Below are 25,587 nucleotides of genomic sequence, written 5' to 3' on the forward strand. Positions count from 1 at the left end.
AGGTGCTCGTGTTGTTAGCCCTATTAAAATTACAGTGGGAATTGAGTAAACATTTATTTCTAATTCACATCATATTCGTTATTGGAATTGGTGTTTTCTTGACTACTAAGATTTATTCGGCGCAGCTTGCTGCTTTTGGCTTTTATATATCTGTTACAATTTTATCTAATACATTCTTTTTATCATCGAATCATTTCTATCGTTTACTCGCTATCATGCCTATCGGGCGTGAGAAAGTTGTAAAAAGTATTGCTTTAATCTCCCTACTCTTTATTGTTATGACTTTTAGCATTATTTCACCATTTCTATTATTGGCGAATAATCCAACACTTGAAGCAACAGAAACCTTATCCTTTATTAGTTTCTTTTTTTCTTGCGCGATTGTAAGCTCCGCAGTGCAACAATATTTCTTATTTACAGATGAAAAGCTGGAAATTGATTTCGGTGAAAATATGCTTAGTATGTTAGCTTCCTTGCTCTTACTATTTCCACATGCGTTATTTTATATAATCCAGCACGAGCCGACGATTTATTTAAGGCTACTCGTAGCACCTGCACTTGCACTAGCCTTCTATTACTGGCGAATGAAGGCTAATATTGCCTATTTAGAAAAGAAGGAAATTTTTTAAGAAATTAGCCTGATGTTTTAAATGTTCCGCCAATAATTTCGATCTTTCCGCCGATTTTTTGAAAACTTCCGCCGAAAATTAGAATCTTTTCGCCATTTTTTGAAAACTTCCCCCAATCTAAAAAGCTACGCGATCTCGACGTATCGAGATTAGCGTAGCGTTCTATCAATTCGGGCCAATAATAGCTATAGCTGGCTCTGCCTTTAATATTTTTTCTATTAATCGATCAATTGACTCCATTGAAATGGCATCTATTAATGAAAGCACTTCATCTACAGATCGATGCTTACCATGAATTAGCTCGTTTGTGCCGTTTCGGTTCATATGTGCCTCGGTACCCTCTAAGCCTAATACGAAGCTTCCCTTTAATTGCTCCTTGGCATTTTCAAGTTCTTCTTCTGTAACACCGCCTGTCACAATATCGAGAAGTGTTGCATCGATTTGGTGCTGTAGTGAGTCCAGCTGTTGCTTGCTTGCACTACCGTAAATTGTAAATGCTCCTACATCCTCATAGCACGACTGATAAGAGAAAATCGAGTAGGCTAATCCTCTCTCTTCCCGTACCTCCTGGAAAAGTCTTGAGCTCATATTGCCACCAATAATATTGTTTAATGCGACAAAGCTATACATATCCGCATCTGTAACATTGATGGCTGGGAATGAAATTGCTACATGTGCTTGCTCTGTATCTCTAACTTTCACAATCTCCCCTGCATGAAACGCTGGGTAAGTTAATAGCGCCTCCTCGGCAACATGGGATGCCTGGAAATGGCCAAACAGCTCCTCGATTTTTTCAAGTAGACCTTCCTGAAGATGTCCTGCAACGGAAATAACGACATTTTGTGGTGTGTAATGCTTTGCCATGTACTCACGGATCATGTCCCTATTAAATGTCGCAAGCGTTTCAGCCTTACCTAATATCGGTCTACCTAATGCATTATCCGGATACATGACCCCCCATAAAATTTCATGCACATCGTCATCTGGGGCATCCTCACTCATATAAATTTCCTCTAAAACGACTTGGCGCTCACGTTCAATTTCTTCTGGCGCAAATGTTGAGTTAAAAAACATATCCGCTAAAATTGAAATTGCTAGGTCACCATGATGATCAAGCACCTTTGCGTAATAGCAAGTATGCTCTTTGGATGTAAAAGCATTCACTTCTCCACCGATACGGTCAAATTCCTCTGCTATTTGTCTAGCAGACCTCGTTTCTGTCCCCTTGAACAGCATATGTTCAATAAAATGCGTAATCCCATTTTCCTCCGCTTGCTCATACCTTGATCCGGCATTTACCCAAATCCCAACTGATATTGAACGAACATGTGGAATTTCCTCATAAACAATCCGAACACCATTTTCACATGTTTTTACTTCAACCATAATTACCTCTCATTTCACTTAAATATAAGGCTCAGAGAAATTGAGTCCTTTATATTTTATTTAATATTTATTCTATTAAAAAGAGGCTGCACCGAAGTACAACCTCTTTTTTATATTACGCTTGTTCCGCGCGTTCCTTTTCTTCTTTAATCACAATTTTGCGTGATAAGTTGACACGACCTTGATTGTCGATTTCGATACATTTCACTAGTAGCTGATCGCCAAGTTTAAGTACGTCCTCAACTTGTTTCGTACGCTCTTCCTGGATTTCTGAAATGTGTAGTAATCCATCTTTACCTGGGAAGATTTCACAGAAAGCACCGAATTTCTCAATACGTTTTACAGTTGCCATATAATATTCGCCAACTTTTGCTTCACGTACGATTGATTCGATAATTTCTTTTGCACGATTGATCATTGCTTCATCAGCAGATGCGATATAGATTGTACCATCTTGTTCTGTATCAATCTTAACACCTGTTTCATCAATGATTTTGTTAATTTGCTTACCACCTGGTCCAATAACATCACGGATTTTATCAGGATTGATTTTGATTGAAATAATTTTTGGTGCATATTGAGATAGAGACTCACGTGGTTCCCCAATTGTCGAAATCATATGCTCTAAAATTTGCATACGACCGATTTTCGCCTGTGTTAATGCCTCTTCTAAAATATCGCGAGAAAGACCGTCGATTTTAATGTCCATTTGAAGTGCTGTTACACCTTTAGCTGTACCTGCAACTTTAAAGTCCATATCACCTAAGTGGTCTTCCATTCCTTGAATATCTGTTAACACTGTATAGTGCTCGCCTTTTTTCACAAGACCCATCGCAATACCTGCAACTGGTGCTTTAAGTGGAACACCAGCAGCCATCATCGCCATAGTTGATGCACAGATTGATGCTTGAGAAGTTGAACCGTTTGATTCAAGCACTTCCGACACACAACGGATAGCATATGGGAATGTTTCTTCATCAGGAATTACAGCAAGTAACGCACGTTCTCCTAATGCACCGTGACCAATTTCACGACGACCTGGCCCACGCATTGGACCTGTTTCCCCTACAGAGAACTGAGGGAAGTTATAGTGATGCATCCAGCGTTTAGATTCTTCTACACCTAGACCATCGATAATTTGTACGTCACCAAGTGCACCTAATGTACAAATTGATAATGCTTGCGTTTGACCACGTGTGAATAGGGCTGAACCGTGTGTACGAGGTAATAAATCAACCTCAGATGAAAGTGAACGAATTTCATCTTGTTTACGACCATCTGGACGAATTTTATCCTCTGTAATTAAACGACGTACTTCGTCTTTTACCATTTTATCTAAGATTGCTTTTACTTGCTTCATTGTTGCATCGTCAGCTTCTTCAGCCTCATACGCTTCAATAATACGTGCTTTTACAGCCGTAATATTTTCTTCTCGCTGTAGCTTGTCGACTGTTTGAATCGCAGCGTTCATTTCAGCTTCGCAAGCTTCTTTAATAGCCGTTACTAGCGTCTCGTCAAGCTCGTATAACTCAACTTCTAATTTTTCTTTACCAATTTCAGCAACAATTTGCTCTTGGAAACCGATTAGTTTTTTTATTTCGTCATGCCCAAACATAATGGCTTCAAGCATGATTTCTTCAGATACTTCAAGTGCACCTGCTTCTACCATGTTGATTGCATCTTTATTACCTGCAACCGTTAAATGCACTGTAGATTTCGCTGCTTGGTCTACTGTCGGATTTACAACAAATTCACCGTTAATATAGCCTACATGAACACCTGCAATTGGTCCATCAAACGGAATATCTGAAACAGCTAACGCTAATGAAGATCCGAACATTGCTGCTACATCTGATGGACAATTTTGATCATTTGACATAACCATTGAAATAACTTGTACTTCATTACGGAAGCCATCTGGGAACATCGGACGAATTGGACGGTCGATTAAGCGAGAAGCTAAAATCGCATTTTCAGATGGGCGTCCTTCACGTTTAATAAAGCCACCAGGAATTTTACCTGCTGCATAAAGACGTTCTTCATAGTTTACTGTTAATGGGAAGAAATCTAAAGGCTTTGGAGATTTTGACATTGTTGCAGTTGATAATACTGCTGTTTCGCCATAGCGCACTAAAGCTGCGCCATTTGCTTGTTTTGCTAACTGTCCTACTTCGATAACTAGTGGACGGCCAGCCCATTCATAAGAATAGACTTTTTTGTCGTTCATTCGAGTGAACCCCTTTCTACTTGAAACACACTACGTAATCTTTATTATGTACCATAGTAAGTGTATCAAAAAAGCGTTTTCTATGCTAAATATTTTCATTAAAAATATGGGTATTCGTGCAAATTTAATCATTTTATTTAGGAGAGAATTATTTTACATAAATAAAAAGCGGGAAGTATCCCGCTTTTTGTTCAGATTAGCGACGTAATCCAAGTTTGTTGATTAGTTCACGGTAACGTTGTACGTCAGTTTCACGTAAGTATTTTAATAAGTGACGACGACGACCTACCATTTTAAGAAGACCACGCTCAGAGTGGAAATCTTTTTTGTGTGTTTTTAAGTGCGTGTTTAATGCATTGATTTCTGCAGTTAATACAGCGATTTGTACTTCTGGAGAACCAGTGTCGCTCTCGTGAGTGCGGTACTCAGCGATGATTTCGTTTTTACGTTGTTTTGTAATTGCCATTTGAAATGACCTCCTAAATAATAAAATATCCCCATTAGCACAGCAATCGTTGGAGAAACGAAAAGCCGAGCCAAGGTTTGTACATTTTTGTACTTATGAATAGTACCACAAATTACAGATGTAAGCAACTATTATGATAGCTCTTTTAGATAATCGATAGCGGCTTTTTTATCTTTTTCGATTTGTGCAATCAATTCATCGATGCCATTGAATTTTTTTTCACTGCGAATACGTCTATACCAACCAACCCGAACTTCTTCACCATAAATATTTTTATCGTAGTTAAAAATATGCACTTCGATAGAAAGCTGCTTATCGTCCGGATTATTAAAGGTTGGCTTATATCCTACATTACATACACCATCTAGCCACTCGTTTTGAACTAATATTTTCACTGCATAAACACCAGTTGCTGGGATAAAGCAATCGTCCATCTGCTGTACATTTGCTGTAGGAAAGCCTAATGTACGTCCACGTTTATCCCCATGCACAACAATTCCTGGTACCTCATAAGCTCGCCCAAGAAGTTCACGCGCATCTTCCATATCCCCTTCCTGAAGGGATTTTCGAATGCGTGTTGAACTGATTTTTTCATCTGAGTCTATAAGTTTATCAACAACAGTAACGTCAAAATCGCCCTTACTTAGCTCGTTCATTAACGTCATATTGCCTTTACCAAAAGCACCAAATGAAAAATCAAACCCAGCTGTAACATGTTTAATATTCAAGTCTCGAATAAAGTATTGGATGAAGTCTTCAGGCGAAAGCTTCGCAAAATCAGAAGTAAAGCTTACGACAAATACGGTATCGACCTCTAATGTTTTTAACGTATCAATCTTCTGCTGTAGCGGCGTAATATAAAACACCTTTTCATTTCGCCCACCTAATACAATGGATGGATGAGGGTCGAATGTCATGACCGCACTTTTTAAATTTTTTGCTCGCGCTGTATTAATGGCAGATTGAATCACCGCCTGATGCCCTCGATGTATACCATCAAAAAAACCGATTGCTAATGAATACGGTCCTTCTGTTGTTTTAAGTTGATGTGGATATTTTAAATGAATTACGTCCATAATTGCCTCCTACTCTATTACAGGGAACATTTTGTCCGGCTTCATAAATCCTTTCTTTGTCGGATGTGCGATATATACCGCAAATGCCCTCCCCTTTACACCATACACTATTTTTTCATTTACTTCTAATAATGCATGTAGCGGTAGAACTTGTCCATTGAAAATTTGTTTTTCATTCGATTCATCGATTTCAACATAGGGATAATCTGACAGTGCATATTCAACAGGTAAAATAAATTGAAGATCATTCTCATCAACCTTTTCCTGTACCTGTGCTAGCGTTAGACAATTTTTCTCTGTAAACGTTCCAGATGCTGTTCGAACGAGCTCATGCATATGTGCAGGATACCCAAGTGCCTCTCCGATTTGTACAGCTAGCGTTCGAATATAAGTTCCTTTACTACATTTGATTCGAATAGAAAAGTGTACTTCCTCTCCTTCAAAGGATTCTTCATTTGATAGAAGCTCTAGCTCATAAATCGTAATTTTTCGTGTTGGACGCTCTACTGTCTGACCTGCACGGGCATACTCATATAATTTTTTCCCGTTTACTTTTACAGCAGAAAACATGGGTGGTGTTTGTTCAATTTCACCAGTTAATTGACGAAGAGCCTGTAAAATTTCTTGTCGTGAAAATGCTTTAGGAGCTAGATTTTCTTCGACCGTATCACCTTCTGCATCCTCAGTTGTAGTCGCTCTTCCGATAGAAACGACAGCTTCATAAGTTTTTCCGGCATCAGTTAAATATTCAGCGATACGCGTCGCTTGACCGATGCAAATTGGTAATACCCCTTCAACGCCTGGATCTAATGTACCTGTATGACCGACCTTTTTCGTTTTTAAAATTTTTCGTAATTTGAATACGCAATCATGACTTGTCATACCGCGCTCTTTCCAAAGTGGGAGAATTCCGTTCATTATGTTAACTCCTTTGTAAATTGATTACTCGCAGACTTTCGCCAAAAGTTCCGCCATTTTTTCCGAAACTTCCGCCAAAAATCAAAAATGTTCCGCCAATCAGAACTATTTTATCAAAACTACTCGTTCATTTAAGAAAAGCGCATGCGCCAAGTTCAGCAGCGACAGCTAGTTGACAAAGGCTCCTAGCGTGCTTGCGACACGTAGAAACTTGGAGACCATGACCTCGAAGGGCTGGACGCTGGAGCTTGCCCATGCTCAAACGCTTATACATTTTAAAAAGCCTGCCGCATTAAAGCGACAGGCTTTTCATCAAACTATTTCTCCTCGTGTAGAGATCGTAGTAACTCATCAATTTTATTTCCGTATTCAATAGAAGAATCGAATTCGAAAAATAACTCTGGTGTACGACGTAAACGAATGCGTGATCCGATTTCTGAACGAATGAAGCCTGAAGCCTTTTCTAAAGCTTTTAGCGTTTCTGCACGCTCACGTTCGTTTCCTAGTGATGTAATGTAAACTGTCGCTTGCTGCAAGTCACCTGTTACGGCTACATCTGTAATTGTTACAAAACCTACTCGTGGATCTTTTATTTTACGACCGATAATTTCGCCAAGCTCTTTTTTCATTTGCTCAGCGACACGGTTTGAACGTAGAGACATACATGTCACCACCTTTATTTAAACAATGTCTAAGTAATTACGCTATACTCTAGCGCAAAGTACGTTTTATAAATAGTCACGCCATATATCTAGCTGCTCCCATGCAGGATTTGACTGTAAAAATGTCAGAGCATGACTCATCTCCCGGTCAGCCGCTTCTTTAGAGGAAGCAACTGTCACAAGGGCAAGACGAGTACGTTGCCATACATTTTGGTGATCAATCTCTGCAACAGAAACATTAAATTTTTGTTTTGTTCGTGTGATCATACGTTGCAAAACAGCGCGCTTTTCCTTTAACGAATGGGCAGTTTGAATAATGAATTCAACTTCTGCGTATACAATCATTAAGCGCGTTTAATTTCTTCCATTACGAAGGCTTCAATAATGTCGCCTTCCTTAATGTCGTTATAATTTTTAATTGTAATACCACATTCGTAGCCTTTTGCAACTTCCTTCGCATCGTCTTTGAAGCGTTTTAATGAGTCAAGCTCACCTTCAAACACAACGATACCTTCACGGATAATACGTACGCCTGCATCACGAACCATTTTACCTTCAGTTACATAAGAACCAGCGATTGTACCAACTTTAGATACTTTAATCGTTTGACGAACTTCTGCTTGACCTACGATTTTTTCTTCGTATTCTGGATCTAGCATACCTTTCATCGCAGCTTCAATTTCCTCGATTACTTTATAGATAATACGGTGTAAACGAATATCTACGCCTTCTGCTTCTGCCGCACGTTTTGCATTAACATCTGGACGTACGTTGAAGCCGATTACGATAGCATTTGATGCGGCCGCTAATGAAATATCTGATTCTGTAATGGCACCTGCGCCAGTGTGAATAATTTTTACGTTGACGCCTTCCACATCAATTTTCATAAGTGATGCGGCCATCGCTTCCACTGTACCTTGAACATCTGCTTTGACGATTAAGTTTAATTCTTTCATATCACCTTGGCTCATTTGCTCAAATAAGTTATCAAGTGTTACGCGTTGTTTCTCTGAGCGTTGATTTTGAATCGCAGTCATTGCACGTGATTCCCCAACTTGACGAGCTGTTTTCTCATCTTCAAATACAACGAAACGGTCACCTGCTTGTGGCACGTCATTTAAACCAGTAATTTCAACAGGAGTTGAAGGACCAGCCTCTTTAACGCGACGCCCAAGATCATTTACCATCGCGCGTACACGACCGTATGCATGGCCTACTACGATTGGGTCACCAACTTTTAATGTACCATCTTGTACTAAAAGTGTTGCAACTGATCCACGACCTTTATCAAGCTGTGCTTCAATTACAGTTCCTAGCGCAGCACGTTTAGGATTTGCTTTTAACTCACCAACTTCAGAAACTAATAAAATCATTTCTAATAGTTGGTCAATTCCTTCGCCTTTAAGCGCTGAAATTGGAACGAAAATTGTATCGCCGCCCCAATCTTCTGGCACTAAACCATGTTCAGTTAACTCTTGCATTACACGGTCTGGATTGGCTGAAGGTTTATCCATTTTGTTTACCGCTACGATAATCGGTACTTCTGCCGCTTTTGCATGGTTAATTGCTTCTACAGTTTGTGGCATCACACCGTCATCTGCTGCAACAACGATAATTGCTAAGTCTGTTACTTTCGCACCGCGCGCACGCATTGTTGTGAAGGCTGCGTGTCCTGGTGTATCAAGGAATGTAATTTTCTTTTCGCCGTCTGTTATTTGGTACGCACCGATATGCTGTGTAATACCACCAGCCTCGCCTGCTGTTACCTTTGTGTTACGGATAGAGTCAAGTAAAGTTGTTTTACCATGGTCAACGTGTCCCATAATCGTTACAACTGGTGGGCGTTCACGAAGAGCCTCTTCATTTACTTCTTGCTCGAAGTGAACTTCTAAGTCCGTAATATCTACACGAACTTCTTCTTCTACTTCTACACCATAGTCTGCACAAATTAATTCAATTGCATCCTTATCTAACTCTTGGTTAATTGTGGCCATTACGCCTAACATAAATAGTTTTTTAATAAGCTCAGAAGGCTCACGATGTAATTTTTTCGCTAATTCAGCAACTGATAGCGATTCATAAAAAGTAATTTTTTCTGGTAATTCTTTTTTAACTATTTGCACTGGCTGTTGTGGCTTATGTGTACGTCGTTTACCACCGTGAATTCCCGGCTTTTTACGTTGCTGATAGCCACCTTTATTACGATTGTTTGAATTATTATTATTGTTGTTATTATTATTGTGTTGTGTCATATTTCTATTTTGGCTACCTTTTACATTCTTTTGTTTTTCGCCTTGAGACGATTGATTTTGATTTGATGAAGCATTATTTACTTTTTTCGGTTGGATTGAAGCTGTTTGCTTTCGTGCCTCTTGCTTAACTTCTTTTGGACCTTCTTTAGCAGGTGATTTAGAAGGAGTTGCTTTTTTCGGTTCTGCTGCTCGCTTAAAGACAGAATCAAGTTTTGAGATTGTCTCAGCCTCTAATGTTGACATATGGTTAGTTACTTTTAAATCAAGCTTAGTTAGCTGCTCAATTACTTCTTTACTCGTTTTATTTACCTTTTTCGCATATTCATGAACTCTAATTTTGCTCATCTGCTCACCCCCGATTATATTTCGTTGAGTAGACTAGATATTTTCTTTGCAAACCCACTGTCTGTTATAGCTAAGGCGACACGGGCTTCTTTTCCTGTAGCATGTCCGAGGTCATAACGATCTCCAAAAACATGAAACTCAACGTTGTAATACTTGCATTTATCTGTGATTTTTTTACTAGTATTCGCTGAAGCATCTCTAGCAAGCAATACAAGCTTCGCATTACCACTCCGAATGTCCTTCACTACTAGCTCTTCTCCAGAAATGACTTTTCTTGCTCTTGCTGCTAACCCTAATAATTGCAGCATTGCATTATTCGTCATAGAATCGACTCCCTACGAATGAGCTTGATTAATTCCTCAAACACATCATCTGGGATTTTCGCTTCTAATTGGCGCTCTAAAATATTTTTTTTACGTGCAATTTCAACAGCTTGCTCAGATTTTGATACGTAGGCACCACGTCCTGATTTTTTACCTGTTGGGTCAACAGAAACTTCGCCTTCTTTTGAACGAACAACACGAATCATTGACTTTTTAGGTAGCATTTCACCTGTTGCTACACATTTACGTAATGGAATTTTCTTATTTGTCGACATACGAAATCACCTTCCCTACAAGAAACACCGAAAATGATACTTATTCTTCGTCGTCTTGATATAAATCGTATTCTACTTCCTCATCATATTGAGGAACGAATGTGCTCGTTTCAGACGGATAGATCCCTTGATCACGCGCATCTGTTTCGCTCTTAATATCAATTTTCCAGCCTGTTAATTTTGCTGCAAGACGGGCATTTTGACCACGTTTACCAATCGCAAGTGAAAGCTGATAATCTGGCACAACAACCGTAGTAGATTTTTCTTCTTCATTCACTTGTACGTCTAATACTTTAGACGGGCTAAGTGCATTTGCAACGAACACAATCGGATCTTCTGACCATTCTACAATATCAATTTTCTCACCGTTTAATTCGTTTACAATTGTTTGAACACGTGCACCTTTTGCTCCTACACATGAACCAACTGGATCTACTTCTTCGTTATGTGCATAAACAGAAATTTTCGAGCGATCGCCTGCTTCACGAGCAATTGATTTGATTTCAACTGTGCCGTCATAGATTTCAGGTACTTCCATCTCAAAAAGTCGACGCAGTAAACCAGGATGTGTACGAGATACAATTACCTGAGGCCCGCGAGTAGTACGCTCTACTTTTGTAATGTATACACGTACACGTGATTGCGGCTTATAAGCCTCACCTTGAATTTGCTCATTCACAGGTAGGGCTGCCTCAACTTTCCCTAGTGATACGTAAACATTGCGCGCGTCTTGACGCTCAATTGTGCCTACAACGATATCATCTTCACGATCTACATACTCCTCGTAAATAAGCCCGCGCTCAGCCTCACGTACACGTTGCGTAACGACTTGCTTTGCAGTTTGTGCTGCAATACGACCGAAGTTACGTGGTGTTACCTCTTGCTCTAAAACGTCACCAATCTCATAGGCTGGGTTTATCATTTTTGCATCTTCTAATGAGATTTCTAAACGGTCATCTTCAACCGTTTCAACCACATCTTTACGTGAGTAAACGACCATTGAACCGTTATCTAAATTTAAATCTACACGTACATTTTGCGCTTGATTGAAGTTGCGTTTGTAAGCTGTAACTAAAGCTGCCTCAATTGCCTCAATTAATACGTCTCTTGAAATACCCTTCTGCTCTTCAAGTGCTGTTAAAGCATCTAGTAAATCACTACTCATTTTGTTTCACTCCTAAATTTGCTTATCTGAAAAGTCAATCGCAAAACGAGCCTGCGCTACTTTTTCTTTATCGATTTGTACCTTTACTTTTCTTGTTTTTATACGAACTTCCATTTCTAATCCTTGTTCAGTATATGCTGTTAAGTACCCTTGGAATTCTTTCATATCTTTGATTGGCTCGTACGTCTTCACATAAATATATTTGCCAACTGCCTTTTGGTAGTCTGCTTCTTTTTTTATTGGACGCTCTGCACCTGGCGAAGAGACTTCTAAATAGTAGTTCTGCTCGATAGGATCCTTTTCATCCAGGATTAGGCTAAGACGCTCACTTACTAGCGCACATTGATCGATATCAATTCCCCCCTGTGGAGTATCTACATATATACGTAGGAACCAATTGCGACCTTCTTTTACGAACTCAACATCCACTAGTTCAAGATTTAACTCTTCTGTTATCGGTGTCACCAGTTCTTCAATTACTGACGTAACTTTGCTCATCGTATCCTCCTTACGTCACTGTTTTTTCGTAATAAAACACAAATTCCACCACGAATGGTGAAATTTGAAGTCTCAACAGCCTTTGTTTAACGTTGAAGAAAATTTGCATGACATATAGGTAGACAACAGAAAAGAGCGGGAGAAACCCACTCTTTTGCTGCCAAACTATCAACAAATTATTACCATTAGGATAGCATAACTTTTATGCGAATGCAAATTTCCTTCTTTTCTATGCTAATTAGGCTAGTTAATCTAAACAAAACGAGTTTAATTCTCTGCCCTAAATTTCAAAAAACTTTCATGGTTTCACTCTGCTAAAATAACGACAGTTGGTTAGCATCTGGCATCCCTTCTAAACACCCTAGCTGATCCATATAGTCGATTAATGTTTTCGATACACGGCCTCTACGCTGCAAGTCTTCCTTCGATAAGAATTCTCCGTCCTCTCGAGCTGCAACAATTTGTTTTGCTACGTTCGTTCCAAGGCCAGGAATCGCATCGAATGGTGGTATTAATGACTGTCCGTCTATAATAAATTCACTCGCTGTAGAACGGTATAAATCCGGCTTTCTCATCGTTATTCCGCGCTCACTCATTTCCAGTGCAATTTCTAGCACTGTCATTAAATTTTTCTCTTTTGTTGATGCATCAAGACCTTTTACATTGATCTCGTCGATTTTTTGTCGGATCATCGCTGAGCCTTGTGTCATTGCAATTAAATCGAAGTCGTCTGCACGTACGGTAAAGTAAGCTGCATAATAAAGAATTGGATAATGTACTTTAAACCAAGCGATACGTACCGCCATTAAAACATACGCAGCCGCATGGGCTTTAGGGAACATATATTTAATTTTTTTACAGGAATCAATATACCAATCAGGTACTTTTTTATCCTTCATTTCGGCTTCCATATCATCTGTTAAGCCTTTCCCCTTACGCACAGATTCCATAATTTTAAAGGCAAAGGACGGTTCTAGCCCCTGATAAATTAAATACACCATAATATCGTCACGACAGCCAATTACCTCTGATAAGACACATGTGCCGTTATGAATTAACTCCTGGGCATTGCCTAGCCATACGTCTGTGCCGTGAGAAAGCCCAGAAATTTGCACAAGTTCACTAAATGTAGAAGGCTTTGTATCCTCAAGCATTTGTCGAACGAATTTTGTTCCGAATTCTGGGATACCTAGTGTTCCTGTTTTTGTACCGATTTGCTTTTCTGTCACACCTAATGACTCAGGCGAGCTAAAGATTTTCATCACTTCTGGATCATCCGTCGGAATTGTTTTCGGATCAATACCGGATAAATCTTGAAGCATACGAATCACGGTCGGATCATCATGCCCAAGAATATCAAGCTTTAAAACATTATCGTGGATAGAATGGAAGTCAAAATGGGTTGTTTTCCATTCCGCATCCTGTGCATCAGCTGGGAACTGAACAGGCGTAAAATCATACACATCCATATAATCAGGAATAACTATAATCCCACCTGGGTGTTGCCCTGTCGTACGCTTTACGCCCGTACAGCCCTGCACAAGACGGTCAACCTCTGCATTTCTAAATGATAGGTTATGATCATTCGCATATCCCTTTACATAGCCATATGCCGTTTTTTCAGCAACTGTACCAATCGTTCCTGCACGGAACACATAATCCTCTCCGAACAGCACCTTCGTATAATTATGTGCCTGTGGTTGATATTCACCGGAGAAGTTAAGGTCAATATCCGGTACCTTATCCCCTTTAAAGCCAAGGAACGTTTCGAACGGGATATCCTGACCGTCCTTTTTATACGGCGTTCCACATTCTACACAATCTTTATTTGGTAAGTCATAGCCCGAGGCAACAGAACCATCTGCAATAAATTCTGAATGCTTACAGTTTGGACATATATAGTGTGGTGGAAGTGGATTAACTTCGGTAATTTCCATAAATGTTGCAACAAGGGATGAACCAACCGAGCCACGAGAACCTACTAAGTAGCCGTCTGCAAGTGATTTTTTTACAAGCTTTGCAGAAATTAAATAAATTACTCCGAAACCGTGTCCTAAAATCGACTTTAGCTCCTTTTCAATACGAGCCTGTACAATTTCTGGTAAGTTTTCACCATATATTTCATGGGCCATTTCATAGGTCAAGTTCGTTACTTCATCATCAGAGCCTTCAATTTTCGGTGTATATAAATCGTCTTTAATCGGCTTCACATCACCAATCATATCCGCAATTTTTTGCGTATTCGTCACAACAACTTCCTTCGCTAAATCCGGTCCTAAAAAATCAAACTCCTTTAGCATCTCGTCAGTCGTACGGAAGTGAACCTTTGGCAATGGATTACGATTTAACGGATTCGCCCCACCCATTGAGCCAATTAAAATTTGACGGAACCGCCCATCTGTTTCATCTAAATAATGCACATTTCCAGTTGCACATACTGGAATATCTAGCTTTTTCGCAAGCTTAACAAGTCGACGGATGATATCTTCTAAATTCCATTCATCATGAACAACGCCACCATCAATTAATGGGGAATACACAGGCTTCGGCTGCACTTCGATGTAATCATAAAAGCGTGCTACCCTTTCTGCCTGTTCAGGTGTTTTATTCATAATAGTTTCAAAAAGCTCACCATTCGAGCATCCCGAGCCAACTAATAAGCCTTGTCTAAGCTTTGTTAAATCAGAGCGACGAATACGTGGCACCCGGTAAAAAGTTTGTGTATTGGAGATGGAAACTAGCTTAAATAAATTTTTCAAGCCATCGTTGTTTACAGCTAATATCGTACAATGACTTGGACGTACCTGCTTATATCCATCTGCTCCACCGACTCGCTCATTGAATTCGTCATGATAAGCAATACCTAAATCAAAGGCTTGCTTTAATAAATGCAATAATAGCTCTCCTGTTGCTTCCGTATCATAAATCGCTCGGTGATGCTGTGAAAGCTCAATATTGTATTTTTTTGTTAATGTTTTTAAGTTGTGTGCTTTCTGTCCTGGGTTAACAAGACGTGAGAGCTCAACCGTGTCAATTGCCGGATGTGACACACCTTCTATTCCTGCCTTTTTATACGCAACATATAAGAAGCCAAGGTCAAATGATGCATTATGCGCCACTACAATACTATCGCCAATAAAATCGTGGAAGTCACGAATAACATCCTCAATTTCTGGTGCATTCACGAGCATATCATCCGTAATATGAGTTAGTTCAATAATTTTGGCTGTTAAAGGTTTATGGGGGTTAGAGAATCGTTCAAAGCGGTCAATTACCTCGCCATTTTTAATTTTAACAGCCGCTAGCTCAATAATTGAATCGTACACGTTAGAGAAACCAGTTGTCTCCACGTCAAATACTACATACGTTGCTTCCTCAAGACCAATATGCTGCTCCTCGTATGCAATAGGTGCTCCGTCATCCACTAAATTAGCTTCTAGGCCATAAATCACTTTTATCCCGTTTTTCTTACCTGCAGAGTATGCATCTGGAAATGCCTGTACGACCGCATGATCAGTAATCGCTATAGCCGGATGTCCCCACTTTGCGGCCTGAGCAATCAGGCGATCTATTGGTGTGACTGCATCCATTTGACTCATTGGTGAATGTAGGTGAAGTTCTACACGCTTTTCTCCTTCAGATGCAAGATCCTTACGAGATTCCTTCTTCACCTCATTAATATCACGTGCCATCATGACAAGATCACGTGCAAACGTATCCATTTGTATCGAGCCTCGAACCCGAACCCACATTCCTTTTTTCAGCTGCTCCATCATGGCAACATCCTCATCTCCACGAGAGAACATTTTAATGAGCATCGAATCTGTATAATCAGTCATTTTAAATTCAAGCAGAGCACGCCCACTTTTTAGTATTTTAATGTCTGAAGCGAATACAAAGCCCTCTAGTATAATTGAGCTTTCCTCTTCAAAAATAGACTTAATTTCAGCAATTTCATTATTTTTAATTACTCCACCAAGCTGGAATGGTCTGTCACCTAGTACGGCAGCAGGGTTATCTGATTTTTCCTTCTCACGTCTGTTAAAGTCCTCTAACGCTTGTTGAGATAGCTTTTCCTCTTCGATACGGCGCTGTTCAAAAAATGCCTGCTGTGCTTGTAGCATTTCATCTGTTTGCTGGGCTAGCTGAAAATCAACATGTATATTAGGAAAACCAAAGGATGCATAGCTAGCGGCTAATCGATCCGTATACTTTGATTTTAGAGCCATTAAATGTACCTCATGTTGTACATTTGCAACAAGCTTATGCCCCGTCCAAATTGGAACTTGATTTGCTAATTGCTCACGCAAAGGGGGGGACATATCATCAATTTCCTCTAAAACTGAATGCCAATATTCATGAACGAGCTGCTCTGTTACTTGTGGAGCCCTTGTTGTTACGTCAATAGACACAGTTGCAATTGTAGAAAATTGCTCAGCCATTTTTAATCGTATTAATTGATATAATTGAAAAGGTAATATTTGATTTAGTACCATACTAAATTGCCAAATGCGCTTCCCTTTATGCACCGTTAACCTCGAAAGCTCGGCTTCTTCAAAAAAAGACATATACACGTCGTCTGTAAGCTTTATATGCTGAAGCAATGTGCGAAAGCGCTCTTTCGCTTCATGTTGTGACATGTGTGTCCACCTACTTTCTATTTCTGAAAAAGAAAGGAAAGTACACATGGCGTACTCTCCTTTCTTTTAACATCATTAGTTTGTACGGAAAAATTCGTTTAAGCGATCTACTACTTCTTCCTTCGCCCATTCAAATGACTCACCAGAATGGCGGAATTTTACCTCTACTAAACCTTCCGTTGCCTTCTTACCAACCGTTACACGTACCGGTAAACCGATTAAATCCGCATCGGCAAATTTAACACCTGCACGTTCAGCTCGATCATCATAAAGTACGTCATAACGATATGATTTTAATAAACCGTATAACTCATCCGCTAGTTGTACTTGTGCTTCATCCTTTGTATTTACAGGCACTAAATGCAAATCATATGGCGCTAATTGTGTAGGCCAAACGAAGCCGTTATCATCTTGGAATTGTTCCGCAACTGCAGCCAGAATACGAGAAACTCCGATACCATAGCAGCCCATAATAAATGGTTGCGCTTTTCCTTGCTCATCTAGGAATGTCGCGTTCATTTTAGCAGAGTACGTTGTACCAAGCTTAAAGATGTGTCCCACTTCGATTCCTTCAGCAAATTTAATAACGCCTTGTCCATCAGGTGATGGGTCGCCCTCTTGGATAAAACGAATATCTTCATACGTATTAATGGCAAAATCACGCTCTGGGTTCACGTTGATAAAGTGGAAGCCATCTTCATTTGCACCTGCAACACCATTACGAATAGATTTAATTGCATTATCAGCAATCACTTTTACATTTACAGGTAGCTTAACCGGTCCAATTGAGCCTGGTGCACAGCCAAGTAAATCTAGAATCGCCGCTTCATTAGCAAGCTCTACAGAAGTTGCACCTAATGCATTTTTTAATTTAATATCATTGATTTCGTGATCGCCACGGGCAAGAACGACAACTAGCTCGTCATCAATATTAAACACTAATGATTTAATAATATTTTCTGGTTGCTCGTTTAGGAAATTAGCCACTTCATCAATCGTTTTAACATCTGGCGTTGCGATTTTCTCTAAATCTATCATTGGTGAGTCTGAAGGTTTGTACTCAACAGTGACTTCAGCCATTTCAATGTTCGCCGCATAATCAGACGTATCTGAGTAAGCAATTGTATCTTCTCCAATTTCAGATAATACCATGAATTCATGTGTACCTTTACCACCAATTGAACCAGCGTCGGCAATAACTGCACGGAAGTTTAAACCAAGACGAGTGAAAATATTTGAATAAGCTTTATACATATCTTCATATGTAGCATCTAAGCTTTCACGATTTGCATGGAATGAGTAAGCGTCCTTCATAATAAATTCACGTCCACGTAATAGACCGAAGCGTGGTCGTTTTTCATCTCGGAATTTTGATTGAATTTGATAAAGTGTTAATGGCAATTTTTTGTACGATTTAATCTCGTCTCGCACTAATGTTGTAATCACCTCTTCATGTGTGGCACCTAACGCAAAATCACGATCATGACGATCCTTGAGGCGCATTAATTCTGGACCATATGCTTCCCAGCGACCTGATTCCTGCCATAATTCAGCCGATTGCATCGCTGGCATTAATAGCTCAATCGAATTAATCGCTTCCATTTCCTCACGAACAATCCCCTCAATTTTTGCTAAGACACGTTTAGCTAATGGTAAATAAGAATAAATCCCACTTGCATTTTGACGAATAAATCCAGCACGTAATAACAATTTATGTGATTTCACTTCTGCATCAGAAGGAACTTCACGAAGTGTTGGAATGAAAGTTAAACTTTGTTTCATAAAGTTGTTCCACCTTTTATTTCAGGCTCTGTCCATATTTGATAGGATACAGCGCCTAATTTTTAATATATAGTAAGCATAATAAAATTTAGCTTTGAGCGCTACTGTTATTCACAGAAAACACTCAAAGCCATTTAGTAAAATACATCCATACCTTATTATCAGGTATAACTCAATGTATTAGTGTACATACATAGTCAATTTACTTAGAAGAAAAATCTTTGAATATCGTTCCAAGTAACGACAACCATCAAGATCATTAGCAATACAATACCGACAAAGTGAACAAGGCCTTCTTTTTGTCTGTCGACTGGCTTTCCTCTTAATGCTTCTACACCAAAGAATAGAAGGCGTCCGCCGTCCAGTGCCGGTAGAGGTAAAAGGTTCATAATCCCTAAGTTTATACTTAATATCGCTGCCCAATGCATTAGAACAAACACAGGATTCTCTGCACCTTCAGCAATTTGCTCAGTTGTTTTATAAATACCTACTGGACCCGAGAGTGATTCAATAGAAAGCTGTCCAGTGACAAGTTGTCCAAGTAGCTCGAAAATGCGGGTTGACCATTCATACGTTTGTTCGGCGGCCAATCCAAATGCTTCTAGTGGTGCTTTTTTATATGGCGTTTGATATATAACACCGATTAAGCCGACTTTATTTCCTTCCTCATCCTTTATGATTTTCGGTGTTAAAGGAAATGAAACCTCTTCCCCATTTCGTTCTACCGTAAAATCAAGCTGATTTCCAGGATTTTCACGAATTGTATCTGAAAGCTCCTGCCAGGTTGTAATCGTATTACCATTGATAGAAGTAACTAAATCGCCGGCTAGCATACCTGCATTTTTCGCTGGTCCATCATCACTTACTTCCGTAATGACAGGCTCGTACGTAGGAATCCCTTGGAAAAATCCAATTGTAAGGAAAATGAAGAACGCTAGTATAAAATTAAATAGCGGTCCAGCAAAAATCGCCATTGAGCGTTGACCAACTGTTTTTGAATTAAACTGTCGATCATATGGAGCGATTAATGTTTCTTTACCATTCTCAACGATAATCGCATCTCTTGCTACCTCATAGCGAACAATGCGAGGATATTCACTTTCGTCGTCCTCATCATACCCTTCAATCCATAAACCTTTATTTAAATCTGCACGCTCCACCTCTAAAAAAATCACATTAGGATATTGATTGTTTTGATTCAAAATAATTTTCTTTACTACATTATCTTCATCTGTAACAAGTGCTACACGATAACCAGGCTGAAGCTCTAGTGATTCAAAATCATCTCCCGCCATACGAACGTAGCCACCAATAGGTAATAGGCGAATTGTATAGAGCGTTTCACCCTTCATCATACTAAAAATTTTTGGGCCCATACCAATTGCAAATTCACGCACCATAATGCCTGCACGCTTTGCAAAAATAAAGTGACCTAGCTCATGAAAGAATACGAGCGACCCAAAAATAATAATAAATGCAATTACTGTTTGCATAATTTCCCACCTTCACGAGCAAATTAACAACCATGCGTTCTATTTTACCATGTTTTGTACAGTTTTTCTCGTTTCGCTATCTACATGTAAAATCGTTTGTAAATCTGGTAATAAAATATTGTCATGCGCATCCATAACCCGTTCAATACATTCCTCAATTTGAAGGAATGTAATTTTCTCCTGCAGGAATAATGCGACAGCTGCCTCATTTGCCGCATTCATCGCTGTAAGCATTGTTCCACCAGTTCGCCCTGCATCATACGCAAGCTTAAGTGCCCTAAAGCGATCAAAATCAACCTCTTGGAAATGGAGCTTCCCAATTTGCGCTAAATTAAGGCGTTGTCCACCTACTAGCGGTAATCGATCAGGATAAGTTAATGCATACTGAATAGGCACGCGCATATCTGGCGTCCCTAGCTGAGCAATGACACTCGTATCATGATATTCCACCAAGGAATGAATAATACTTTCTCGATGAAGTAAGACGTCAATTTTGTCATACGGCATATCAAACAATACATGTGCCTCAATTACCTCTAACCCTTTATTCATCATAGTAGCCGAGTCAATTGTTATTTTTGCTCCCATTGACCAGTTCGGATGATTCAGCGCATCCTTTACAGTAACACCTTCAAGCTCCGCACGTGTTTTATCACGGAATGAGCCCCCAGAAGCTGTTAGGATTAATCGCTCGATCGATTTAGGATTTTCCCCATTCATTGATTGATAGAGCGCGGAATGTTCGCTGTCTACCGGTAGAATAGCTGAACCGTATTTTTTCGCTTCAGCCATTACTAAATGTCCAGCTGTTACGAGTGTTTCTTTATTGGCAATTGCAATGGTTTTACTCATACGAATAGCCGCTAGAGTCGATTCTAAGCCAACACTTCCAAGTACTGCATTAACAAGCACTGTCGATTGTGGATGTGTTGCTACTTCGACTAACCCTTTTGTCCCAAATGTAAAATGCACATTTGGAAATTCCTTAGAGAGTTGTAATGCATCGCCTTCATCCTGTACAGATACAATTTCAGGTGATAGTTGCGTAATAATTTCACGTGTTTTTTCGATGTTTTTTCCCGAGGAAAAGGCAACAAGCTGAAAATCATTCGGATTTGCAAGTAAAATATCGATTGTTTGTCTACCGATTGATCCAGTTGCACCAAGTAAACTAATCTTTTTCAAAGCAAAGACGTCCCTTCATTAATTAACGAAATGCAGTAAATGTAATAGAGGTAATACAAATAACAAACTATCAAAACGGTCTAAAATACCGCCGTGACCCGGCAATATATTGCCAGAATCCTTGACATCATAATGACGTTTTATGGCAGACTCAACTAAATCACCCATCTGACCAAAAATCGAACTAACAACCGTAGCTACGATAAGTATCAGCCAAGTTTTACCCTCAAACGGGGCAATAAACTGCATAATGACAGCTGCAATAACCGCAATGACAATTCCACCGACGAAGCCTTCGACCGTCTTGTTTGGTGAAATTTCAGGCCATAGCTTATTTTTACCAAATTTACGTCCGGTAAAATAGGCGCCAGAGTCGGTTGTCCAAACAATTAATAGCGCAAAAATAACAAAGGCTAGCCCTGCTTCACGTGTTGCTATTAAATAATAGAACCCTAATCCAACATACAACGTACTTAAAATGACGAAGGCTACATCATCAAAGGTAAATTTATTTTTCACAAGTACTGAATACACTAATAGAAGAATAACGGCAATGAATAATAGCTCTATCTTTGAATACGTCGTTACTTTTTGTACCATTTCGGTCCATTCGCTCGGCATTAGAAGAGTTGCTGTAGCTAACAAACTTAGGACACCCGGTACAGACATAATGTGAATGCCCTTCATTCGAAGTATTTCATAAATTCCTACAAATGCAATTGCATATACTAAAATAGTAAATGGAAGTTTTCCATATATAACAAACGGGATAAATAACGCTGCTGCCACCACTCCCGTTATAATACGTTGTTTCACTCTGTTTCTTCTCCCTTCAGTCCTCCATAACGGCGATTTCGACTTTGATACACTCTTATCGCCTCTAGTAAGCACTTTTCATCAAAATCTGGCCATAGTGTATCCGTAAACCAAAACTCTGTATACGCTAATTGCCATAGCATAAAATTACTTAAACGAACTTCACCACTTGTCCGAATTAAAAGGTCTGGCTCGGGTAAATGTGCCGTCATTAGGTAGTCAGTTATACGCTCCTCCGTGATGTCCTCATAGGATAACGTACCAGCTTCAACCTCATCCATCATACTTTTCATTGCTCGAACAATCTCATCACGGCTGCCATAGTTCATCGCAAAATTCAAAATTAATCCCGTATTGCCTTTCGTCTGATCTATTGCCGATTGCAAAGCTTTTTGCGTATGTGCAGGCAAAGTTGATCCATCACCGATCATTTCAACTCGAATGTTACGCTCCATTAACTCTGGTAGAAAAGAGTTTAAAAATTGCCCAGGTAAACTCATTAAAAAATCGACTTCAATTTTGGGGCGTTTCCAGTTTTCTGTTGAAAATGCATAAAGAGTTAAAATTTTCACACCTAAATCATCTGCATAACGAGTTATTTTACGAACTGTATTCATTCCTTCATGATGACCTTTTATTCGCGGCATAGCACGTTTTTTTGCCCAACGACCATTTCCGTCCATAATAATCGCAATATGTGCAGGAATACACTCATCCTTAACTAAGTCTTTTTGCTGATTAAATGATGCCTCATTTGTATTCGATTTTTTTCTAAATAGCTTATTAAACATAGTTAATTCCCCCAACTGCTTTACATTAGGACGCTTACTCATATCATAACAAAAACGGCTATGCGTGTCCTTTATTTCTTATAAAAACAAAATAGATCTGTTAATCCCATTTACTATGTACTAGAGATATTTAAATATTCTATATTCCTTTTCTATGCTTCATGCGATAGAAAAAGACGTCCCGAAAGTTAGGACGCCTTAATCCACATAAAGTTCTACCGCAAGAATAGCCGTATTAGACAGCTAAAATTTCTTGCTCTTTTTCTTTTGCAGTTTCGTCTACTTTAGCAATAAACTCATCTGTAAGCTTTTGAATATCGTCTCCGTAGCCACGTAGATCGTCTTCTGTAATTTCACCGTTTTTCTCAAGCTTTTTCAGATCGTCATTAGCATCACGGCGCACGTTACGAACAGCAACCTTTGCCTCTTCCGCTTCTTTTTTCACAACTTTAACTAACTCTTTACGACGTTCTTCTGTTAAAGCTGGAATCATTAATCGAATTACATTTCCGTCATTTGTAGGTGTAATTCCAATATCTGACTTCATAATTGCTTTTTCAATCTCACCTAGAATCGTTTTGTCATAAGGTGTAATAACTAGTAGACGTGCTTCTGGTACAGCTACACCCGCAAGCTGATTAATTGGTGTCGGTGCTCCGTAATAATCTACAGATATACGGTCTAGTAAAGATGCATTAGCACGCCCAGCACGAATAGATGCTAGCTCTCGCCCAAATGCAGCAAGTGATTTTGCCATTTTTTCTTTTGCTTGATCTAAAACTTGTTTAGCCATTATGAATTCCTCCTAACAACTGTTCCAATTTTTTCACCTAGTACAGCACGTTTAATATTACCTTTTTCTGTAATCGAGAACACAACTAATGGAATATCATTGTCCATACATAATGTTGAAGCTGTTGAATCCATTACTTGTAAGCCTTGCTGAATAACGTCTAAATACGTGAGTGTGTCATACTTCACCGCTGAAGCATCTACCTTAGGATCTGCAGAATATACACCATCAACATTATTTTTCGCCATTAGAATCGCATCTGCATTAATCTCTGCCGCTCGTAGTGCTGCTGTTGTATCAGTTGAGAAGAATGGGTTACCTGTTCCCGCTGCAAAAATTACAACGCGTCTTTTTTCTAAATGACGTACTGCTTTACGACGAATATATGGTTCCGCCACTTGTGTCATAACAATGGATGATTGTACACGTGTTTCAATGTCTAATTTTTCCAATGCATCTTGTAATGCTAAAGAGTTCATAACCGTTGCAAGCATACCCATGTAGTCAGCTGAAGCACGCTCCATGCCCATTTCGCTACCTACTTTACCGCGCCAAATGTTACCGCCACCTACTACAACCGCAACCTCAACACCTAAGTCTACAACTTCTTTTACTTCTTCAGCAACAGATTTAATAATGTCAGGCGATAACCCAAACCCTGCATCTCCAGCTAATGCTTCGCCACTTAGTTTTATTACTACTCGTTTGTATTGTGCCACACTCATAGTAAACCTCCGTTACTCATTTATTTAAAAGGAAATAGAATACCTATTTCGCTATTATTACTGTAAATTTTCTTGAAAAATAGGGAACACGCAAAATGTGCTCCCTACTGTTGCAATTGCCTTACAACTTGTAAAACAATCAATTATTTAGTATTAGTTGCCTTTAAGTTGGCTCATTACTTCTTCAGCAAAGTTATCTTCACGTTTTTCGATACCTTCACCAACTGCATAACGGATGAAGCCAGTTACGTTACCACCAGTTGATTTCACGAAATCGCGAACTTTTTGATCCGAATTTTTAACGAAAGTTTGGTCAAGTAAGCAAACGTCTTCGAAGTATTTACCAAGACGACCTTCAACCATTTTAGCAACGATGTTTTCTGGTTTACCTTCGTTTAACGCTTGCTCAGTTAATACTTTACGCTCACGTTCAACTTCTTCAGCAGAAACTTCGTCACGAGATACATAAGTTGGGTTAATTGCAGCGATGTGCATAGCTACATCTTTAGCAGCAGCAGCGTCAGTAGTACCATTTAATTGAACTAATACACCGATTTTACCACCCATGTGTAAGTAAGCACCGAATGCATCTCCATCAGTTTTTGTTTTGATTTCAAAACGACGAAGAGTGATTTTTTCACCGATTGTCGCGATAGCTGTAGAAATTTGATCAGCAATTTTTACGCCGTCTTTTTCTAACTCTAAAGCTACTTCTACTGATTCTGGTTTCGCAGCTAATAATTGCTCAGCTAAAGAAGCAACCAGTACTTGGAATTTATCGTTTTTCGCAACGAAATCAGTTTCAGCGTTTACTTCTAAAATGATTGCTTCGTTACCTTGTTCTAAAACGAAAGTAGTTCCTTCTGCAGCGATACGGTCTGCTTTTTTACCAGCAGCAGCTAAACCTTTTTCACGTAAGAAATCGATTGCAGCTTCTAAGTTACCATCTGTTTCTACAAGTGCTTTTTTGCAGTCCATCATACCTGCGCCAGTTTTTTCACGTAATTCTTTTACTAATTGAGCAGTAATTGCCATTTGAGTTTCCTCCTCGGGTATATACTTAGCTAATAATGTTGTAATAGCTTCCGTTTGACGTCTTTTGCAAGCATTATAATACAAGCATAAGAATTTCTCAAAAAA

23 protein-coding genes are annotated in these 25,587 nt (G+C 39.3%); 1 reads left to right on the forward strand and 22 read right to left on the reverse strand.

What is annotated here, in order from left to right; translation table 11 throughout:
* Window positions 1–11: 11 nt before the first annotated feature.
* Window positions 12–629: an ABC-2 transporter permease gene (locus V4T18_RS07500; RefSeq protein WP_332648294.1), complete on the forward strand. Its 618-nt coding sequence runs from the start codon at window positions 12–14 to the stop codon at window positions 627–629.
* A gap of 4 nt (window positions 630–633) precedes the next feature.
* On the opposite strand, the gene V4T18_RS07505 is transcribed toward V4T18_RS07500, so the two are convergent.
* The 22 genes from V4T18_RS07505 to tsf form a co-directional block, all read right to left on the reverse strand.
* Window positions 634–798: a hypothetical protein gene (locus tag V4T18_RS07505; RefSeq protein WP_332648297.1), complete on the reverse strand. Its 165-nt coding sequence runs from the start codon at window positions 796–798 to the stop codon at window positions 634–636.
* The gene (locus tag V4T18_RS07510; protein WP_332648299.1) at window positions 795–2,015 is read right to left on the reverse strand and encodes a M16 family metallopeptidase; all 1,221 of its coding nucleotides are present in this window, start codon (window positions 2,013–2,015) and stop codon (window positions 795–797) included. The genes V4T18_RS07505 and V4T18_RS07510 overlap by 4 nt, the downstream gene beginning before the upstream one ends.
* Before the next feature lie 115 nt (window positions 2,016–2,130).
* Window positions 2,131–4,242, reverse strand: a complete 2,112-nt coding sequence (gene pnp / locus V4T18_RS07515; protein ID WP_332648302.1) for a polyribonucleotide nucleotidyltransferase — start codon at window positions 4,240–4,242, stop codon at window positions 2,131–2,133.
* 196 nt (window positions 4,243–4,438) lie between these two features.
* The gene (gene rpsO / locus V4T18_RS07520; RefSeq protein WP_332648305.1) at window positions 4,439–4,708 is read right to left on the reverse strand and encodes a 30S ribosomal protein S15; all 270 of its coding nucleotides are present in this window, start codon (window positions 4,706–4,708) and stop codon (window positions 4,439–4,441) included.
* Window positions 4,709–4,839: 131 nt separating this feature from the next.
* Window positions 4,840–5,784, reverse strand: a complete 945-nt coding sequence (gene ribF / locus V4T18_RS07525) for a riboflavin biosynthesis protein RibF (RefSeq protein ID WP_332648307.1) — start codon at window positions 5,782–5,784, stop codon at window positions 4,840–4,842.
* 9 nt (window positions 5,785–5,793) lie between these two features.
* On the reverse strand, window positions 5,794–6,702 hold the full coding sequence (truB, locus tag V4T18_RS07530) for a tRNA pseudouridine(55) synthase TruB (RefSeq protein ID WP_332648310.1): 909 nt from the start codon (window positions 6,700–6,702) through the stop codon (window positions 5,794–5,796).
* 317 nt (window positions 6,703–7,019) lie between these two features.
* A complete protein-coding gene (gene rbfA, locus V4T18_RS07535; RefSeq protein ID WP_332648312.1) occupies window positions 7,020–7,364 on the reverse strand; it encodes a 30S ribosome-binding factor RbfA in 345 nt (114 codons plus the stop codon).
* Between the two features lie 66 nt (window positions 7,365–7,430).
* The gene (locus V4T18_RS07540; protein WP_332648315.1) at window positions 7,431–7,709 is read right to left on the reverse strand and encodes a DUF503 domain-containing protein; all 279 of its coding nucleotides are present in this window, start codon (window positions 7,707–7,709) and stop codon (window positions 7,431–7,433) included.
* Window positions 7,709–9,961 (reverse strand): translation initiation factor IF-2, encoded by a 2,253-nt coding sequence (gene infB / locus V4T18_RS07545; RefSeq protein ID WP_332648318.1) that lies wholly within the window; start codon window positions 9,959–9,961, stop codon window positions 7,709–7,711. The genes V4T18_RS07540 and infB overlap by 1 nt, the downstream gene beginning before the upstream one ends.
* 14 nt (window positions 9,962–9,975) lie before the next feature.
* Window positions 9,976–10,284, reverse strand: coding sequence for a YlxQ family RNA-binding protein (locus tag V4T18_RS07550; protein ID WP_332648321.1), 309 nt, complete (start codon window positions 10,282–10,284; stop codon window positions 9,976–9,978).
* Complete coding sequence (rnpM, locus tag V4T18_RS07555) at window positions 10,281–10,559, reverse strand: RNase P modulator RnpM (RefSeq protein WP_332648324.1); 279 nt, start codon at window positions 10,557–10,559, stop codon at window positions 10,281–10,283. The genes V4T18_RS07550 and rnpM overlap by 4 nt, the downstream gene beginning before the upstream one ends.
* Before the next feature lie 40 nt (window positions 10,560–10,599).
* Window positions 10,600–11,724: a transcription termination factor NusA gene (nusA, locus tag V4T18_RS07560; protein WP_332648327.1), complete on the reverse strand. Its 1,125-nt coding sequence runs from the start codon at window positions 11,722–11,724 to the stop codon at window positions 10,600–10,602.
* 12 nt (window positions 11,725–11,736) lie between these two features.
* Window positions 11,737–12,222, reverse strand: a complete 486-nt coding sequence (gene rimP / locus V4T18_RS07565) for a ribosome maturation factor RimP (protein ID WP_332648330.1) — start codon at window positions 12,220–12,222, stop codon at window positions 11,737–11,739.
* A gap of 314 nt (window positions 12,223–12,536) precedes the next feature.
* Entirely contained in the window at window positions 12,537–16,862 is a 4,326-nt protein-coding gene (locus V4T18_RS07570; RefSeq protein ID WP_332648332.1) for a PolC-type DNA polymerase III, read from the reverse strand.
* Between the two features lie 75 nt (window positions 16,863–16,937).
* Complete coding sequence (locus V4T18_RS07575) at window positions 16,938–18,644, reverse strand: proline--tRNA ligase (protein ID WP_332648333.1); 1,707 nt, start codon at window positions 18,642–18,644, stop codon at window positions 16,938–16,940.
* Between the two features lie 206 nt (window positions 18,645–18,850).
* Window positions 18,851–20,137 carry an RIP metalloprotease RseP gene (rseP, locus tag V4T18_RS07580; protein ID WP_332648335.1) on the reverse strand — a complete coding sequence of 429 codons (1,287 nt, stop codon included), beginning with the start codon at window positions 20,135–20,137 and terminating at the stop codon, window positions 18,851–18,853.
* A gap of 39 nt (window positions 20,138–20,176) precedes the next feature.
* Window positions 20,177–21,322, reverse strand: a complete 1,146-nt coding sequence (gene dxr / locus V4T18_RS07585; RefSeq protein WP_332648337.1) for a 1-deoxy-D-xylulose-5-phosphate reductoisomerase — start codon at window positions 21,320–21,322, stop codon at window positions 20,177–20,179.
* Window positions 21,323–21,340: 18 nt separating this feature from the next.
* The gene (locus V4T18_RS07590; protein WP_332648340.1) at window positions 21,341–22,138 is read right to left on the reverse strand and encodes a phosphatidate cytidylyltransferase; all 798 of its coding nucleotides are present in this window, start codon (window positions 22,136–22,138) and stop codon (window positions 21,341–21,343) included.
* The gene (locus tag V4T18_RS07595) at window positions 22,135–22,929 is read right to left on the reverse strand and encodes an isoprenyl transferase (RefSeq protein WP_332648342.1); all 795 of its coding nucleotides are present in this window, start codon (window positions 22,927–22,929) and stop codon (window positions 22,135–22,137) included. Before V4T18_RS07595 ends, V4T18_RS07590 begins: the two co-directional genes overlap by 4 nt.
* 235 nt (window positions 22,930–23,164) lie before the next feature.
* Window positions 23,165–23,722, reverse strand: coding sequence for a ribosome recycling factor (gene frr / locus V4T18_RS07600; RefSeq protein WP_332648344.1), 558 nt, complete (start codon window positions 23,720–23,722; stop codon window positions 23,165–23,167).
* Window positions 23,722–24,447: a UMP kinase gene (pyrH, locus tag V4T18_RS07605; protein WP_332648345.1), complete on the reverse strand. Its 726-nt coding sequence runs from the start codon at window positions 24,445–24,447 to the stop codon at window positions 23,722–23,724. The genes frr and pyrH overlap by 1 nt, the downstream gene beginning before the upstream one ends.
* 153 nt (window positions 24,448–24,600) lie before the next feature.
* Window positions 24,601–25,482 (reverse strand): translation elongation factor Ts, encoded by an 882-nt coding sequence (gene tsf, locus V4T18_RS07610; protein WP_332648347.1) that lies wholly within the window; start codon window positions 25,480–25,482, stop codon window positions 24,601–24,603.
* Window positions 25,483–25,587 lie beyond the last annotated feature (105 nt).

Origin of the sequence: Lysinibacillus sp. 54212, from assembly GCF_036662795.1 — a bacterium.
GTDB lineage: Bacteria > Bacillota > Bacilli > Bacillales_A > Planococcaceae > Lysinibacillus_B.

Excerpts from the sequence above, each read along its gene's own strand:
- frr (WP_332648344.1), bottom strand. The coding sequence starts at position 23,722 with ATGGCTAAACAAGTTTTAGATCAAGCAAAAGAAAAAATGGCAAAATCA.
- nusA (WP_332648327.1), bottom strand. The coding sequence starts at position 11,724 with ATGAGTAGTGATTTACTAGATGCTTTAACAGCACTTGAAGAGCAGAAG.
- truB (WP_332648310.1), bottom strand. The coding sequence starts at position 6,702 with ATGAACGGAATTCTCCCACTTTGGAAAGAGCGCGGTATGACAAGTCAT.
- rimP (WP_332648330.1), bottom strand. The coding sequence starts at position 12,222 with ATGAGCAAAGTTACGTCAGTAATTGAAGAACTGGTGACACCGATAACA.
- rseP (WP_332648335.1), bottom strand. The coding sequence starts at position 20,137 with ATGCAAACAGTAATTGCATTTATTATTATTTTTGGGTCGCTCGTATTC.
- V4T18_RS07540 (WP_332648315.1), bottom strand. The coding sequence starts at position 7,709 with ATGATTGTATACGCAGAAGTTGAATTCATTATTCAAACTGCCCATTCG.
- rpsO (WP_332648305.1), bottom strand. The coding sequence starts at position 4,708 with ATGGCAATTACAAAACAACGTAAAAACGAAATCATCGCTGAGTACCGC.
- rbfA (WP_332648312.1), bottom strand. The coding sequence starts at position 7,364 with ATGTCTCTACGTTCAAACCGTGTCGCTGAGCAAATGAAAAAAGAGCTT.
- V4T18_RS07550 (WP_332648321.1), bottom strand. The coding sequence starts at position 10,284 with ATGACGAATAATGCAATGCTGCAATTATTAGGGTTAGCAGCAAGAGCA.
- pnp (WP_332648302.1), bottom strand. The coding sequence starts at position 4,242 with ATGAACGACAAAAAAGTCTATTCTTATGAATGGGCTGGCCGTCCACTA.
- ribF (WP_332648307.1), bottom strand. The coding sequence starts at position 5,784 with ATGGACGTAATTCATTTAAAATATCCACATCAACTTAAAACAACAGAA.
- V4T18_RS07575 (WP_332648333.1), bottom strand. The coding sequence starts at position 18,644 with ATGAAACAAAGTTTAACTTTCATTCCAACACTTCGTGAAGTTCCTTCT.
- infB (WP_332648318.1), bottom strand. The coding sequence starts at position 9,961 with ATGAGCAAAATTAGAGTTCATGAATATGCGAAAAAGGTAAATAAAACG.
- tsf (WP_332648347.1), bottom strand. The coding sequence starts at position 25,482 with ATGGCAATTACTGCTCAATTAGTAAAAGAATTACGTGAAAAAACTGGC.
- V4T18_RS07570 (WP_332648332.1), bottom strand. The coding sequence starts at position 16,862 with ATGTCACAACATGAAGCGAAAGAGCGCTTTCGCACATTGCTTCAGCAT.
- pyrH (WP_332648345.1), bottom strand. The coding sequence starts at position 24,447 with ATGAGTGTGGCACAATACAAACGAGTAGTAATAAAACTAAGTGGCGAA.
- V4T18_RS07510 (WP_332648299.1), bottom strand. The coding sequence starts at position 2,015 with ATGGTTGAAGTAAAAACATGTGAAAATGGTGTTCGGATTGTTTATGAG.
- rnpM (WP_332648324.1), bottom strand. The coding sequence starts at position 10,559 with ATGTCGACAAATAAGAAAATTCCATTACGTAAATGTGTAGCAACAGGT.
- V4T18_RS07595 (WP_332648342.1), bottom strand. The coding sequence starts at position 22,929 with ATGTTTAATAAGCTATTTAGAAAAAAATCGAATACAAATGAGGCATCA.